The sequence below is a fragment of the Rhodobacter ferrooxidans genome, assembly GCF_000176015.1.
Taxonomy (GTDB): domain Bacteria; phylum Pseudomonadota; class Alphaproteobacteria; order Rhodobacterales; family Rhodobacteraceae; genus Pseudorhodobacter_B; species Pseudorhodobacter_B ferrooxidans.
Map to the genome: position 1 here is coordinate 36,225 of NZ_ACYY01000001.1, position 13,707 is coordinate 49,931.

Below are 13,707 nucleotides of genomic sequence, written 5' to 3' on the forward strand. Positions count from 1 at the left end.
CCCATATGCCGCCTTGGGCTATTTCATGCGGATGACATCCTTGCCGACCGCCAGCATATAGCCGCGCCGGGCGATGGTTTTCACCAAAAGCTCGCTGACCAACTGGTTGCCCAGCGCATCGCGCAGCCGTTTGACGCGGGTCGCCCCCGCGGCCTCGTCGCAATCCACGGCGTTGCGCCCCGAGATCACGCCCTCGATCTGCGCGCCGGTCAGCACCTCGTCATCCATCCGCGCCTCGGCCAGCACCGACAGGGTTTCGATCGCGGCTTCGGTCAGCGAGAACTCCATGTCGTTGATATAGACCGCCCGCGCCTCGCGGCTGATCAGCAGGCTGGCGACCTGGATGCCCGAGCGCTGGATGGCCGAGATGCGCCGGTTCAGGGTGACGATGGTCACCAGAAACACCAGCGCCGCCAGCAGCAGCGCCGTGGCGAATACCAGCAGCACAAAGATCACCATGCGGTAGCTGGTCAGCACTTCGGAAAACGAGGTGCCCGATTGCGCCAATATCTCCAGCAGCCGGATCTCGGCGCCGGTGGTGATGCGGTCGTTTTCAACGAAGATCCGCTCGACCCTGGCGTTGAAGGCGTTGCCGTCGGGCAGGTTGACGAACAGGAACACCGCCGCCGCCAAGAGGATCAGCACGATTGCGGCAATGCCACCGGCCACCACGCGGTTGCCCGCGCGCAGGCTGTCAGTAGCGGAGGAAATAGTCTCCGGCACTTGCTTTCCTTTCGTCCAGGCCCTCGGGGCCAAACACCGATACCACGTTCAGCAGGGTCCAGCCGGCATTGGCCAGCCGCCCGGCCAGCACGGCCTGGGCCGAACCCCGGTCACAGGCGGAATCGGGCAATTCGGCCACGCCGTAATGCAGGCGCAGCGGGTTGTCCTGCTTGGCCTTGTAGTCGGCATAACAGGCGGCGTTGGCCGCACTTGCCATGCCTAGGGCAAAAACAAGGGCAGCAATCAAGCTGAAGGGTTTCATGGGGCTGCTCCGGGGTTTCTTCATTGCAGGCATCCTGCGCGCGGGGCCGCTGATATTCAATATCCGGCAGCGTTCCGCCGACTGCTATCGCATAGCAGCGTGGCGTTATTGCTTGTCTTTTGCCAATGGCGCCAGATCGGGGCATCAGCTTCGATACGCATCCCGCATCGCAGCCCCTGTCAGAAAGGATATGCGCCATGCCTGCCGAGATCACCTCTTACGCGATACCGTCGCGCCGCAGCGTGCAGAACCGGTTCTTTGCCGGACTTGCGATTGCGGCCACCACCCTTGGCCTGCTGACCGCCACCGCCCTGCCGGCCCGCGCCGACCGCGAAAGCGACAATATGGCCAAGGCGCTGGCCGGACTTGCCGTGATCGGCATCATCGTCAATGACGCGCAGAAGCCGAACCGCCGCACCCCCGGGATCCAGCCTGCCCAGGTGGTGATGACCTTGCCGCGGGTCTGCGCCATGCCGATCGACGGCTTGCGCCACGAGGATACCGCCTACGCCGAGCGGTGCCTGCGCGACGAAGGTGTCAATGCCCGGTTGCCGCGCGCCTGCGCCCATGACGTGCGCATCGGCCGCCATCGCGACCGGGTCTATGCCGAAAACTGCATGTTGGATGCCGGCTTCGAGATCGAGCACTACCGCCGTCGCGGCCACCACCGGCCGAATCGCATTTCTCCGAACGACTGAGAACCGCCGTTGCGGGGGTGGCGGGTGATCCCCTCGACCGCCGCACCCCGACCGGGGGCAGAAGGGTGAGCAGCTTCTGTCCCCGACTTAACTTCTGCGCGCATTGCACGGCACCGATATTGCAGCTTTTCTTTCCGGCCCGGATCAGGTTTTCTGCCACGCGATGATCCGGCCCCCCTTTCCCGATTTCAGTTTCGAAACCGCCGCCCTCGCCCGTGGTGCGCGGGTGGTCGCGGGCGTTGACGAAGTGGGCCGCGGGCCACTGGCCGGGCCGGTGACGGCGGCGGCGGTGCGGTTGTTTCCCGGAAGCATCCCGCTGGGGCTGAATGATTCAAAGAAACTTTCGGCAGCACGGCGCGAGGCGTTGTTTCACGCGCTGATGGAGCAGGCGCAGGTGTCCATCGCCCATGCAACGGTGGCCGAGATCGACGAGTTGAACATCCTGCGCGCCAGCCATCTGGCAATGCAGCGGGCGCTGGCGGGCCTGCCCGAACCCTGCGACCACGCGCTGATCGACGGCAATCTGCTGCCCCGCGGTCTGAGCTGCGCCGCGCAAGCCATCGTCAAGGGCGACGGGCGCAGCCTGTCGATTGCCGCGGCCTCGATCATCGCCAAGGTGACGCGCGACGCGATCATGGTGGATTTGGCGCAACAGCACCCCGGCTACGGCTGGGAGGCGAATGCCGGTTACCCGACCAAGGCGCATCTGGCGGCGCTGCTAAATCTTGGTGTCACCCCTTGGCATAGGCGTTCGTTCAAGCCCGTCCACAATATCTTGTATCAAGATAAATCTCTAACCCCTTGATTCAAAAAGAATTTGACGGCGAATCAGCTTTGACTCATCCTGCTAGGCAACAAAACGGCGCTAAAGCCGGGGACAGAGGCAGAGATGGCGATAAAATTGAAGGCAGCCGAAGCGGTGACGCTTCCGCTGAACCAGATCCTTGAGGGCGACTGCATCGCAGCGATGAACGGCCTGCCCGCGGCCAGCATCGACCTGATTTTCGCCGACCCGCCCTACAATCTGCAACTGAAGGGCGATCTGCACCGGCCCGACAACAGCCTGGTGGATGCGGTCGATGACCACTGGGACCAGTTCTCCAGCTTTGCCGCCTACGACAAGTTCACCCACGACTGGCTGGCCGCCGCCCGCCGCCTGCTGAAACCCAATGGCGCGATCTGGGTGATCGGGTCGTATCACAACATCTTCCGGGTCGGGGCGGCGTTGCAGGATCAGGGGTTCTGGCTGTTGAACGACGTGGTCTGGCGCAAGTCGAACCCGATGCCGAACTTTCGCGGCAAGCGGCTGACCAACGCGCACGAGACGCTGATCTGGGCGTCGAAAGAGGAAGCCAGCAAATACACCTTCAACTACGAGGCGCTGAAGGCGCTGAATGACGGGGTGCAGATGCGATCGGACTGGGTGCTGCCGATCTGCACCGGGCACGAGCGGCTGAAGGACGCCGCGGGCGACAAGGCGCATCCGACCCAGAAACCGGAAAGTCTTTTGCACCGGATTTTGCTGGCCACCACCAACCCGGGCGATGTGGTGCTGGACCCGTTCTTCGGCACCGGCACCACCGGGGCGGTGGCCAAGATGCTGGGACGTGATTTCATCGGTATCGAGCGGGAAGAGATTTACCGTCAGGCCGCCACCGAACGGCTGTCACGGGTGCGGCGGTTCGATGCGACCGGGCTGGAGACCACCGGGTCGAAACGTGCCGAACCCCGCGTGCCGTTCGGGCAGGTGGTGGAGCGTGGCATGTTGCGGCCGGGCGAGGAGTTGTTCTCGCTGGGCAACCGCTTCAAGGTGAAGGTGCGGGCCGATGGCACGCTGATCGGCAATGACGTGAAAGGCTCGATCCACCAGGTCGGCGCGGCGCTGGAGGGGGCACCGTCCTGCAATGGCTGGACCTACTGGCACTTCAAGCGTGACGGCAAGATGGTGCCGATCGACATCCTGCGCCAGCAGATCCGGGCCGAGATGGAGGCCGATCAGGCGGGCCTGCCGCACTGAGTTTCCCATAAGTTTCAAACGCCTGTGCCACCGACCGCCGGTGGCATACCTCCCCGCCGTGTCCGCACGGCGGGGCTTTTTATTGGCGGCGGCTCATCGCGCCCTGACGGTTGCTCTTCGCCAGCGATGACGCCTGTCAGGGCGGACGAGCGGCTCAGGCCGGATGCGGCCAGCGGCGGTGCTGGTCGTCGATCACGAAAACATGGGCATGGCGGGCGGGGTTTTCCCGCAGATGCGGATGGTCGGGGGCAAGGTCGGGGTGGTCGTGCGGCAGTTCCGCCGCCGCCGGTGGCCAGACCCGCAGCGCCACCGCCTCGCTGATGGCCGCGACCAACCCCAGCGCCAGCAGCGTCGCGTGCAGGCCGATCACAACGCCGGCCCAGCCGGCAAACGGATAGGTCAGCAGCCAGCAGGCATGCGACAGCGCGAACTGCGCGGCAAACAGCGCCGGGCGGTCCTCGGACTGGCTGGAGGCGCGCAAAAGCCGCCCCGAAGGCGTCAGCACCGCCGCATATCCCGCCCCGGTCAGCAGCCACAGCCCCAGAAATGGCCCCCAGCCGACGCTGCCCCCGGCGACAAGCCAGCCGCCATGCCCCAGCGTCAGCAGCGCCAGCGCCGCCCCGGCGCCCAGCATCACGCTGCGATCCTCCAGCCGCTCCAGCAGCCGCGGCAACAGCAGCGCTACCGCCATCGACCCTGCGCCAAACGCCGCCAGCGCCTGCGCCACCGCCACCTCGCTGCCGCCATAGCCCGCCCGCACCAGCACCACGGTGTTGACCAGCACAAAGGCCCCCGCCGCCGCCACCCCCATGTTCAGCGCCAGCAGACCGCGCAGCCTTGGCGTTGCGAGGTATATCCTTGTGCCGCGGGTCAACCGCTCGCGGAACGGTCGCGGCGGGGCAGCGGTGGCGCCAGGCACCGCTGCGCGCCAGACCAGCAGCGCCGAGCCCAGAAACCCCACCACCGTGCCCAGAAACAGCCAGTGAAAGCTGACCAGCAGCAGCAAAGCCCCGGCCAGCGCCGGGCTGATCAGGTTTTCCAGATCATAGGCCAGCCGCGACAGCGACAGCGCCCGCGTGTAGTCGGCCTCGTCGGGCAGCACATCCGGGATCACTGCCTGAAACGCCGGTGTGAAGGTGGCCGAGGCCGCCTGCAGCACGAAAATCAGCGCATAGACCTGCCAGACCGCGTCGATGAACGGCAGGCACAAAGCCACCGCCGCCCGGATCAGATCGGCACCGATCAGCACCGGTTTGCGCGGCAGGTGCTGCACCAGCGCCGCCGCCACCGGCGACAGCCCGACATAGGCGATCATCTTGATGGCAAAGGCGGTGCCCAGCACCTGCCCCGCACGATCCCCCGCCAGATCATAGGCCAAGAGCCCCAGCGCCACGGTCAGCAAGCCGGTGCCCAGAAGCGCGATCACCTGGGCTGAAAACAGCCGCGCATAGGTTTCATTGCGAAAGACGGCAAGCATCGGCGGTGCCTTTCAGGACGCTTCCGGCCGCGCCGTGGCGACGACGCGCATGTGCAGGACATGCGCAGCGCTTTGCCCGGCCTCTGCGCCAAAGCAAATCACATCACCGCAGGTTTTCCAAGCGCCAGCCCGCGTTACACCGAGCCGACGGGATCGGGATTCTCGGCCTTGTTGTAGGCGCTCCAATCCTGGATATCGGGGTAATACTTGCGTCGCCATGCCCGCACCCGCGGGTTCATCCGCCGCCGCCACAGCGGGGGAATCATCGCCAGCGTCGTCATCACCGGATAGCCGAAGGGCAGTTGTGGCGCCTCATCCTCGGAATAGGTTTGCAGCAAGGGGAAGCGGCGTTCCGGCTTGTAGTGGTGGTCGGAATGGCGTTGCAGGTTGATCAGCAGCCAGTTCGACGCCTTGTGCGAGGCGTTCCACGAATGGCGCGGCAGCACATGTTCATAGCGGCTCTCGCCCAGATATTGCCGGGTCAGGCCGTAGTGTTCGACGTAATTGGTCAGTTCAAGCTGCCAGATAGCCACCCCGGCCTGGAACAGGAACAGCAGCAGCCCCGCAAGACCGCCGATCCACACCGCCAGCGCCAGCGCCAGAAATTGCAGCCCGGCATAACGCCAGAACGGGTTGGACAGGTGCTGCACCTTGCGCCCGGCACGGGCCAGCATCAGCTTTTCCGCCTTCCACGCCGATTGCGGACATTCCTTCAGGATGCGCCAGAAATAGCGGTGGAACCCCTCGTTATAGCGCGCCGTCACCGCATCGCGGCGGGTGCCGACATACCAGTGATGCACCAGCAGGTGCTCGGTGCGGAAATGGCTATACAGCACGGTCGCCAGCAACAGGTCGGCCAGCCAGCGTTCCAGTTTGGTGCGCTGGTGCATCAGCTCATGCGAATAGACGATGCCGACCACGCCCGACATCACGCCGATGCCGAAGAACAGGCCAACCTTCTCCCAGCCGCTCAGCACCGCGGTATTGGTCACCCACCACAGCGCGCCATAGATCGTCAGGAACTGGATCGGGAACCAGATCAGCGTCAGCAGCCGATACCAGTAAAGGTCGGCCTCGGGGGTTTCTGGGTCGGGGTTCTTCAGGTTCAGCCCGAAGATCGCGTCCATCACCGTGACCATGGTCCAGCCATAGATCGGCGGCAGCAGCAGCCACCAGCCGCCTTGCGTGGCGGCGAGGATGATCAGCGGCACCAGCCCAAGCGACAGCCAGTAGGGGCGGGCCGATTTGAACTGGGCAAATTCGTTCACGGGGGCGGGGACGGGCTTTGGCGCAGGATCGGGTATGGTGGTCATGGCAACCTCCGGGGTTTTTGGCAGCCTACGCCTGTGGCCGGGGCACTCAACTGTGGCCAATCGCTGCATGGGCCTTGCGCATCAGCGTCGGCAGATCGGCGGGGCGAAAGGCGTTGGCGCCAAGAAAGCAGCCACGGTCGGGGGTGGCGTTCTGGGGCGTTTCAGCATGCAGTACGGTCAGGGTCAGGTGGAAATGCGTGAAGGTATGTCGCACCTCGCCTGCCGCCTGCCAGTCGGCGTCCAGCGGCGGCGCGGCATCGCTGCCATCCCAGCCGGTGCCGGGCCAACCCAGCATGCCACCCAGAAGCCCACGCTCGGGGCGTTGCTCCAGCAGCCAGGCGCCATCGGCGCGGCGGGCGATCCAGACCACGCCCTGCCGGATGGGTTTCTCGGGCTTGGCAAGCTTGCGCGGCAGTTCGGCTTGCAGGCCCATGGCACAGGCGGCACAAAACTCCGCCAGCGGGCAATCCGGGCAGGTCGGGTTGCGCGGGGTGCAGATGGTGGCGCCAAGGTCCATCACCGCCTGCGCATGGTCGCCGGGGCGCAGCCTGGGGGTGAATTGGGCGGCAAGCCCGATCAGCGCCGGTTTCGCGGCTGGCATCGGTTCGGGATGCGCGAAAAGCCGCGCCATCACCCGTTCGACATTGCCATCCACCACCACTTCCGCCGCGTCATGGGCGATGGCGGCAATTGCTGCGGCGGTATAGGGGCCGATGCCGGGCAACGCCTGCAAAGCTTCGCGGCGGCTCGGAAACTGCCCGCCGTGGTCGGCCACCACAGCACGGGCGCAGGCCAGCAGGTTGCGGGCGCGGGCGTAATAGCCAAGCCCGGCCCATTCGGCCATCACCTCGGCATCTGCCGCCGCCGCGAGTGCTGCCACATCCGGCCAGCGCGTGGTGAAGCGGTGAAAATAGCCCTGCACCGCCGCCACCGTGGTCTGCTGCAACATCACCTCGGACAGCCAGACCCGGTAGGGATCGGGGCGCACGCCCAAAGCGCGGTCGCCAGGCGAAACCCGCCAGGGCAGCACCCGGGCGGCGCGGTCATACCATGCCAGCAGAGCCACCCCCGCCGTCATCACCCGATCGTCACGCAATGTTTATGCCCCCTGCCCTGCCAATGGTCTGGCCAGCCTGCCCGCAGTCTGCATAGGATAGGGCCGGAAAAGGAATTTGCCAGATGGCCCGCGCGCCCAGCCCGCCGACCCCCCCAAGCTACCCGTCATCGGGCCGCCGGATGCGCGGCTTCGAACCGGCTGTCGGCCTGCTGAAAGACCGCATCCGGGCGGCGGGCGAATCGCGCGGCTTTGCCATGACCCGGCTGTTGACCCACTGGCCCGAGATTGTCGGCGCCGATCTGGCGCGCATCACCCGCCCGGTCAAGGTCGGCCACACCCGCGAGGGCATGGGGGCCACCCTGACCCTGCTGACCCGCGCCGCCGAAGCGCCGATGGTGCAGATGCAACTGCCGCAGATCAAGGACCGGGTGAACGCCTGCTACGGCTATGCCGCCATCGCCCGCATCAGCCTGACGCAAACCGCCGCCACCGGCTTTGCCGAAGGCCAGGCCAGTTTCACCCCGGCGCCGAAACCCGAGCCGAAACCGGCCGACCCGGCGATTGCCAAAGCCGCCGCCGCCTCTGCGGCCGGTGTGCATGACGATACCCTGCGCGCCGCCCTTGAAGCGCTGGCGCAAAACATCTTAACTCGCCCCAAAGCATGAAGAGGCAAGACATGATCAAGACACTCGGCTCCACCGCGCTGGCGCTGGCCCTGACCACGACGCTGGGGCTGTTGGCCGCCGCCCCGCAGGCCCTGACCTCTGCCGCACGGGCACAGGACACCGCCACCACCCCGGCCCCCGTAGTGCCCGCCGTGCCAGAGCTTGCCATCGGCAATCCGGACGCCAAGGTGACTGTCACCGAATACGCCTCCTACACCTGCCCGCATTGCGCGCATTTCCACGAGGACGTGTTCAAGCCGCTGAAGGCCGATTACATCGACACCGGCAAGGTGCGTTTCATCTTCCGCGAGGTGTATTTCGACAAATACGGCCTCTGGGCGTCGATGATCGCGCGCTGCGGCGGCGAGATGCGCTACTTCGGCATCAGCGGCATGATGTTCGAAACCCAAAAGGAATGGGCGGCGTTTTCCGATGCCACCGCCGTGGTGGACCAGTTGAAAACCATCGGCCGCGCCGCGGGGATGGACGATGCCACCATGGAGGCTTGCCTGAACGACAACGACATGGCGATGGCGATGGTCACCGCCTTCCAGGCCAACATGGAGGCGGACGGCATCGAAGGAACGCCATCGCTGATCATCAACGGCACCAAATACCAGAACATGAGCTATGCCGAGCTGAAGCCGATCCTTGACGCCGAACTGGCCAAGTAAGCCATGACGCCGCTGGCGGGGGTAAAGGTCGTCGAGTTGGCGCGGATTCTGGCTGGCCCCTGGGCCGGGCAGACGCTGGCCGATCTGGGTGCCGAGGTGATCAAGGTCGAGGCACCGGAAGGCGATGACACCCGCCGCTGGGGCCCGCCCTTCATCGACCATGAAGGCGAACGCTCGGCGGCCTATTTCCATGCCACCAACCGCGGCAAACGCTCGGTGGTTTGCGATTTCCGCACGCCGGAGGGGCAGGCGCTGGTGCGGGCGTTGGTGGCCGATGCCGATGTGGTGATCGAGAATTTCAAGGTGGGGGGACTGGCGAAATACGGCCTCGATTACGCCAGCCTGCGCGCGGTGAACCCGCGGCTGGTCTATTGTTCCATCACCGGTTTCGGCCAGACCGGGCCTTACGCCCACCGCGCCGGTTATGATTTCATCATTCAGGGCATGTCGGGGCTGATGAGTGTCACCGGCGAACCCGATGGCCCGCCGGAAAAGGTGGGGGTGGCGGTGACCGACATCTTCACCGGCGTCTATGCTGCCACGGCTATTCTGGCGGCGCTGCATCAGCGGGCGACCACCGGCGTCGGCCAGCAGATCGACATGGCGCTGCTGGATGTGGCGACCAGCATCATGGCCAATCAGGCGATGAATTATCTGGCGACCGGAGTGGCACCGAACCGCATGGGCAACGCCCACCCCAACCTGACGCCCTATGCGGTGTTCGAATGTGCCGATGGCTGGATCATCATCGCCACCGGCAATGACGGGCAGTATCAGCGGCTGTGCGGCTTGCTGGGCTTGCCGGAACTGGCGTCGGAACCCTACCAGACCAACGCCGACCGGGTGGCCAACCGCGCCGAGCTGACCCGCGAGCTGACCGCCGCCACCCGGTTGCGCGCCAAGGCCGACCTGCTGGCCGCCTGCGAAGCCGCAGGGGTGCCCGCAGGCCCGATCAACGATCTGGCCGAGGTGTTTGCCGACCCCCAGGTGGTGCACCGCGGCTTGCAGCTTGATCTGGGCGGCATCCCGGGCCTGCGCTCGCCCTTCACGTTTTCAGGGGCGGAACTGGCGCTGGACCGACCAGCGCCGAAACTGGGGGCCGATCAGGAACCGCAGTAGCCCCACAGACCGGCCGAAAATCCTTCGAAGGATTTTCCAAGAGTTTTCGAAAACTCTTGGCCGGCACCTGCCACCAGCGCGGCTTTAACTTTGCCAGACCATGCGTTAGGTTGCCCGGCGATATACCTTGCCGGAGAGCACCCGATGTCCCAACGCCTGCACCTTGTCTTTGGTGGCGAACTTGTCGATCCGTCGAAGAACGTGTTCAAGGATGTGAACGCCATCGACATCGTCGGCATGTATCCGAACTATGCCCTGGCCTTCAACGCCTGGAAAAAGGCCGCCCAGCACAGCGTCGATGATGCCCACATGCGCTATTTCATCGCCCATATCCACCGCCTTCGCGACGAGGCCGAGGTTGCCTCCTCGACCGAGGAAATGGGCGACTGACGCAGGGCCGGAATGGCAAACTCGCTTGGCCTGACGCTTTACGGCATGTCGGCGCGGCGCGAAACCGTGGCCGCGCCCGAACCTGCCCCGCCGCGCCCCGCCGGGCGGCTGATCTGGTTGCACGCGCCACAAGCCGATGATGCCAGGTCGATGGCCGAACTGGCGCGGCGGCTGCTGCACGAGGATGGCCACCCGGTGCTGTTGACCTGCGGCGTGCCGGTGGCACCTATTCCGGGCGTGATCATCCAGCCGCCGCCGCCCGATACGCAACCCGATGCGCGGGCGTTTCTGGACCACTGGAAGCCCGACATCGCGCTGATGGCCGAGGGCGAGTTGCGCCCGGCGCTGCTGTTGGAGGCGCGGGCCCGGCAGGTGCCCTTGCTGATGGTTGATGGCCGCGCCCCGCATTTCCAGCGCGAGCGCGCCGGCTGGTATCCCGGCCTTGTCCGCAGCAGTCTGGCCTGTTTTCAATATGTTCTGGTGCGCGACGAGGCTGCCGCCCGCGCCTTTCGCAAGGCGGGCGCCACGCCCACGCAGATCAAGCTGTCCGGCCGGATGGAGGAGGGCAGCGCCGCCCTGCGCTGCACCGAGGCCGAGCGTGCGGCGCTGGCAAGGGTGATCAGCACCCGTCCGGTCTGGCTGGCGGTCGGTCTGCCGCCAGCCGAGGAGGACGCGGTGATCGCGGCGCATCATGCGGCGTTGCGGCTGGCGCATCGACTTTTGCTGATCATCGTGCCGCAAGACCCGTCGCGGGCTGGCGAGCTTGCCCGCCGGATGGAAGAGGCCGAGGGCTGGGCGGTGGCCCGCCGCGCCGCCGATCAGGAACCCGACGCCGAAACCGCAGTTTACATCGCTGATACGGCGTCGGAAAACGGCTTGTGGTATCGGCTGGCACCGATCACCTTTCTGGGCGGCAGCCTCTATGGCAGCGGCTGCCTGACCGACCCGTTGCAGGCGGCGGCCCTGGGGTCTGGCATCATCCACGGCCCGCGGCCCGGGGCTTACGGTGCGGTGTTCGGGCGGCTTGGGGCGGCGCGGGCGGCGCGGCTGGTGGCTTCGGCCAACGACATGGCCGAGGCTTTGGGCGATCTGTTGTCGCCCGACCGGGCGGCGCGGCTGGCACAGGCGGCCTGGAGCGTGGCTTCTGACGGGGTGGATGTGACCGACCGGGTGCTGGAGCTGATCCGTCGCACGCTGGGAGAGGACTGATGGCGCAACCGGCGTTCTGGCAAACCCCGCCCGAGCGCCCGCATCTGTGGGCGCGGCTGCTGGCCCCCTTGGGCTGGGCCTACGGTGCCGCCACCGCGCGCCGGTTGCGCCAGCCCGGTTATCACGCTGCGGTGCCGGTGATCTGCATCGGCAATCTGAATGTCGGCGGCACCGGCAAGACCCCCACCGCCATCGCGCTGATCCAGCACCTGCCCGGTGCGCAGGTGGTGACGCGCGGCTATGGCGGGCGGCTGGCGGGGCCGCTGCTGGTGGACCCCCTGCGCCACTCGGCGGCCGATGTCGGGGACGAGCCGCTGCTGCTGGCCGCCTTCGGCCCGACCTGGGTGGCACGCGATCGGGCGGCAGGGGTGAAGGCCGCCGAAGCGGCAGGAGCCCGGGCGATCCTGCTGGACGATGGCTTTCAGAACCCCTCGGTGCAGAAATCGCTGTCCATCGTGGTGGTCGATGCCGCCCGCGGCTTTGGCAACCAGCGGTGCATCCCCGCGGGGCCGCTGCGCGAGCCGGTTTCGGTGGGCCTTGCGCGCGCCGATTTCCTGCTGTCGATCGGCAGCCCCGAGGATCAGGCCAGCTTCGCCGCTCGCCTTGACGCCCCGGTGCCGCGGCTGACCGGGCGGCTGGAAACCTTGCAGATGGGCATGGACTGGCAAGGCGAGCGGCTGCTGGCTTTTGCCGGCATCGGCCAGCCGGAGAAGTTCTTTGCCAGCCTGCGGGCCGAAGGTGCCGTGCTGGTGCGGGCGCAGGCGCTGGAGGATCACCAGCCGCTGTCCAGCCGCCTGCTGTCGCGGCTGGAGGTCGAGGCGACAATGCTGGGCGCGCAGCTTGTCACCACCGAGAAAGACGCCGTGCGCCTGCCCGCCAGCTTTCGCCCCAAGGTGCTGACCCTGCCGGTGCGGCTGGTGCTGGACGATTGGGCGCCGCTGGACGCCGCCCTTTCCCGGATTGGTGCGCATTAAAGCGGGTCAGGCAAAAGTGGATACCGGTTTTGCCGCCTGACTCGCGTCTTTACCGTCGGCTGCGGTGGCCGATGTTGTAGTAATTGCCGGTCTGGGTGGCCAGATAGGGCGCCAGCGGAATCTCTTCCTGCTTGATGAAGCCCTGCAACGGCAGCGCCCCCGCCCGCACCATCTCGATCACCGCCACCACCGAGGCCGAGGTGGTCCAGGCAATCGCGGTGCGCGACTTGCCGCCAATCTGCAACGGGTAATACGAGCGCACGAATTCGTGGCGGTGCAACTGGCCGTTCTGCCAGCCCTCGGCAGCAACGTGGAAATACACCACATCGGCATCGACGGGGGGCTTGGCATGGGTCAGAATCCGCCCGGCATCGGCGCGGTTTTCCCGCATCAGCAGCTCGTGGAAGAAGAAGTTCATCAGCGCCATGTGGCCGGGATAGCGCATGGTCTTGTAGTCGAGGTTTTCGATCACGCCCGCGAAGGTTTCGCACATGGTGCCCAGCCCGCCCGAGGTGGTGAAGGCCTCCAACTGCATGCCATCGACATAGATCGTCTCCAGCCATTCCATCGCCGAGACGGTTTTCAACACGCCTTCCTCGATAACCTCACAATCGTTCAGGTATTCGTTCACCACGCCTTCGGGTGACCAGTTGAAGGCATAGGCCAACAGGCCGGTGGGGTTCTGCGGCAGCGCGCCGACCCGCAGCCGGATCGAGCGCACCTTGTCGAACTGATGCGCCAGATCGGCGGCGACGATGCCGACGAAGCCGGGCGCCAGGCCGCATTGCGGTGCCATCACGCCCTTGGCGGTCTTGGCCAGTTCGCGGATGTGGCGGGTGGTCGGCACGTCCTCGGTCAGGTCGAAATAGTGCAGGCCCAGCGCGTGTGCGGCGGAACTGACCCCGATGTTCAGATGGTAGGGCAGGCAGGACAGCACCGCCTGCTGGCCCTTGAGGGCATCCTGCAAACCGGTGGCAGTGGTCAGGTCGGCCACTTGCGTCGGGAAGGGCGCGCCGGGCAGCGCACGGGTGTCGATGCCGGTAACGGTGAACCCGGCCTCGTGCAGCAATTCAGCGGCCAGATGGCCGACCTTGCCCAGGCCGAGAACGGCTATCTTGTTGAACGCCAT

15 protein-coding genes are annotated in these 13,707 nt (G+C 66.2%); 9 read left to right on the forward strand and 6 right to left on the reverse strand.

Annotated features, from left to right (window positions below):
* Positions 1-18: 18 nt before the first annotated feature.
* Positions 19-723: a winged helix-turn-helix domain-containing protein gene (locus tag RSW2DRAFT_RS00190; RefSeq protein ID WP_008026833.1), complete on the reverse strand. Its 705-nt coding sequence runs from the start codon at positions 721-723 to the stop codon at positions 19-21.
* Entirely contained in the window at positions 695-985 is a 291-nt protein-coding gene (locus tag RSW2DRAFT_RS00195; RefSeq protein ID WP_008026834.1) for a hypothetical protein, read from the reverse strand. Before RSW2DRAFT_RS00195 ends, RSW2DRAFT_RS00190 begins: the two co-directional genes overlap by 29 nt.
* Positions 986-1,182: 197 nt before the next feature.
* Here RSW2DRAFT_RS00195 and RSW2DRAFT_RS17030 point away from each other — a divergent pair, with 197 nt between their 5' ends.
* From RSW2DRAFT_RS17030 to RSW2DRAFT_RS00210, 3 genes are all read left to right on the forward strand, one after another.
* A complete protein-coding gene (locus tag RSW2DRAFT_RS17030) occupies positions 1,183-1,683 on the forward strand; it encodes a hypothetical protein (protein WP_008026835.1) in 501 nt (166 codons plus the stop codon).
* Positions 1,684-1,846: 163 nt separating this feature from the next.
* On the forward strand, positions 1,847-2,488 hold the full coding sequence (locus RSW2DRAFT_RS00205; RefSeq protein ID WP_008026836.1) for a ribonuclease HII: 642 nt from the start codon (positions 1,847-1,849) through the stop codon (positions 2,486-2,488).
* An 84-nt stretch (positions 2,489-2,572) separates the two neighbouring features.
* Positions 2,573-3,700, forward strand: coding sequence for a site-specific DNA-methyltransferase (locus tag RSW2DRAFT_RS00210; protein WP_008026837.1), 1,128 nt, complete (start codon positions 2,573-2,575; stop codon positions 3,698-3,700).
* A gap of 154 nt (positions 3,701-3,854) precedes the next feature.
* Here the strand turns inward: RSW2DRAFT_RS00210 and RSW2DRAFT_RS00215 are convergent, their stop codons facing one another.
* From RSW2DRAFT_RS00215 to RSW2DRAFT_RS00225, 3 genes are all read right to left on the reverse strand, one after another.
* Positions 3,855-5,177, reverse strand: a complete 1,323-nt coding sequence (locus RSW2DRAFT_RS00215) for an MFS transporter (protein ID WP_008026838.1) — start codon at positions 5,175-5,177, stop codon at positions 3,855-3,857.
* A gap of 134 nt (positions 5,178-5,311) precedes the next feature.
* Positions 5,312-6,490 (reverse strand): alkane 1-monooxygenase, encoded by a 1,179-nt coding sequence (locus tag RSW2DRAFT_RS00220; RefSeq protein WP_008026839.1) that lies wholly within the window; start codon positions 6,488-6,490, stop codon positions 5,312-5,314.
* A 46-nt stretch (positions 6,491-6,536) separates the two neighbouring features.
* Positions 6,537-7,568 carry an A/G-specific adenine glycosylase gene (locus RSW2DRAFT_RS00225; protein WP_040671357.1) on the reverse strand — a complete coding sequence of 344 codons (1,032 nt, stop codon included), beginning with the start codon at positions 7,566-7,568 and terminating at the stop codon, positions 6,537-6,539.
* 101 nt (positions 7,569-7,669) lie between these two features.
* Between RSW2DRAFT_RS00225 and RSW2DRAFT_RS00230 the strand changes: the two genes are divergently transcribed.
* From RSW2DRAFT_RS00230 to lpxK, 6 genes are all read left to right on the forward strand, one after another.
* Positions 7,670-8,212: a DUF721 domain-containing protein gene (locus tag RSW2DRAFT_RS00230; protein WP_008026842.1), complete on the forward strand. Its 543-nt coding sequence runs from the start codon at positions 7,670-7,672 to the stop codon at positions 8,210-8,212.
* Between the two features lie 11 nt (positions 8,213-8,223).
* Positions 8,224-8,886, forward strand: coding sequence for a DsbA family protein (locus tag RSW2DRAFT_RS00235; protein WP_008026844.1), 663 nt, complete (start codon positions 8,224-8,226; stop codon positions 8,884-8,886).
* A 3-nt stretch (positions 8,887-8,889) separates the two neighbouring features.
* The gene (locus RSW2DRAFT_RS00240; RefSeq protein ID WP_008026846.1) at positions 8,890-10,005 is read left to right on the forward strand and encodes a CaiB/BaiF CoA transferase family protein; all 1,116 of its coding nucleotides are present in this window, start codon (positions 8,890-8,892) and stop codon (positions 10,003-10,005) included.
* 144 nt (positions 10,006-10,149) lie between these two features.
* On the forward strand, positions 10,150-10,395 hold the full coding sequence (locus RSW2DRAFT_RS00245) for a DUF4170 domain-containing protein (protein WP_008026848.1): 246 nt from the start codon (positions 10,150-10,152) through the stop codon (positions 10,393-10,395).
* A 12-nt stretch (positions 10,396-10,407) separates the two neighbouring features.
* On the forward strand, positions 10,408-11,604 hold the full coding sequence (locus RSW2DRAFT_RS00250; protein ID WP_008026849.1) for a 3-deoxy-D-manno-octulosonic acid transferase: 1,197 nt from the start codon (positions 10,408-10,410) through the stop codon (positions 11,602-11,604).
* A complete protein-coding gene (lpxK, locus tag RSW2DRAFT_RS00255; protein ID WP_008026851.1) occupies positions 11,604-12,578 on the forward strand; it encodes a tetraacyldisaccharide 4'-kinase in 975 nt (324 codons plus the stop codon). Before RSW2DRAFT_RS00250 ends, lpxK begins: the two co-directional genes overlap by 1 nt.
* A 49-nt stretch (positions 12,579-12,627) precedes the next feature.
* Here the strand turns inward: lpxK and RSW2DRAFT_RS00260 are convergent, their stop codons facing one another.
* Positions 12,628-13,707 (reverse strand): saccharopine dehydrogenase family protein, encoded by a 1,080-nt coding sequence (locus RSW2DRAFT_RS00260; protein WP_008026854.1) that lies wholly within the window; start codon positions 13,705-13,707, stop codon positions 12,628-12,630.

Excerpts from the sequence above, each read along its gene's own strand:
- RSW2DRAFT_RS00195 (WP_008026834.1), bottom strand. The coding sequence starts at position 985 with ATGAAACCCTTCAGCTTGATTGCTGCCCTTGTTTTTGCCCTAGGCATG.
- RSW2DRAFT_RS17030 (WP_008026835.1), top strand. The coding sequence starts at position 1,183 with ATGCCTGCCGAGATCACCTCTTACGCGATACCGTCGCGCCGCAGCGTG.
- RSW2DRAFT_RS00205 (WP_008026836.1), top strand. The coding sequence starts at position 1,847 with ATGATCCGGCCCCCCTTTCCCGATTTCAGTTTCGAAACCGCCGCCCTC.
- RSW2DRAFT_RS00210 (WP_008026837.1), top strand. The coding sequence starts at position 2,573 with ATGGCGATAAAATTGAAGGCAGCCGAAGCGGTGACGCTTCCGCTGAAC.
- RSW2DRAFT_RS00215 (WP_008026838.1), bottom strand. The coding sequence starts at position 5,177 with ATGCTTGCCGTCTTTCGCAATGAAACCTATGCGCGGCTGTTTTCAGCC.
- RSW2DRAFT_RS00220 (WP_008026839.1), bottom strand. The coding sequence starts at position 6,490 with ATGACCACCATACCCGATCCTGCGCCAAAGCCCGTCCCCGCCCCCGTG.
- RSW2DRAFT_RS00225 (WP_040671357.1), bottom strand. The coding sequence starts at position 7,568 with ATGACGGCGGGGGTGGCTCTGCTGGCATGGTATGACCGCGCCGCCCGG.
- RSW2DRAFT_RS00230 (WP_008026842.1), top strand. The coding sequence starts at position 7,670 with ATGGCCCGCGCGCCCAGCCCGCCGACCCCCCCAAGCTACCCGTCATCG.
- RSW2DRAFT_RS00235 (WP_008026844.1), top strand. The coding sequence starts at position 8,224 with ATGATCAAGACACTCGGCTCCACCGCGCTGGCGCTGGCCCTGACCACG.
- RSW2DRAFT_RS00240 (WP_008026846.1), top strand. The coding sequence starts at position 8,890 with ATGACGCCGCTGGCGGGGGTAAAGGTCGTCGAGTTGGCGCGGATTCTG.
- RSW2DRAFT_RS00245 (WP_008026848.1), top strand. The coding sequence starts at position 10,150 with ATGTCCCAACGCCTGCACCTTGTCTTTGGTGGCGAACTTGTCGATCCG.
- RSW2DRAFT_RS00250 (WP_008026849.1), top strand. The coding sequence starts at position 10,408 with ATGGCAAACTCGCTTGGCCTGACGCTTTACGGCATGTCGGCGCGGCGC.
- lpxK (WP_008026851.1), top strand. The coding sequence starts at position 11,604 with ATGGCGCAACCGGCGTTCTGGCAAACCCCGCCCGAGCGCCCGCATCTG.
- RSW2DRAFT_RS00260 (WP_008026854.1), bottom strand. The coding sequence starts at position 13,707 with ATGGCGTTCAACAAGATAGCCGTTCTCGGCCTGGGCAAGGTCGGCCAT.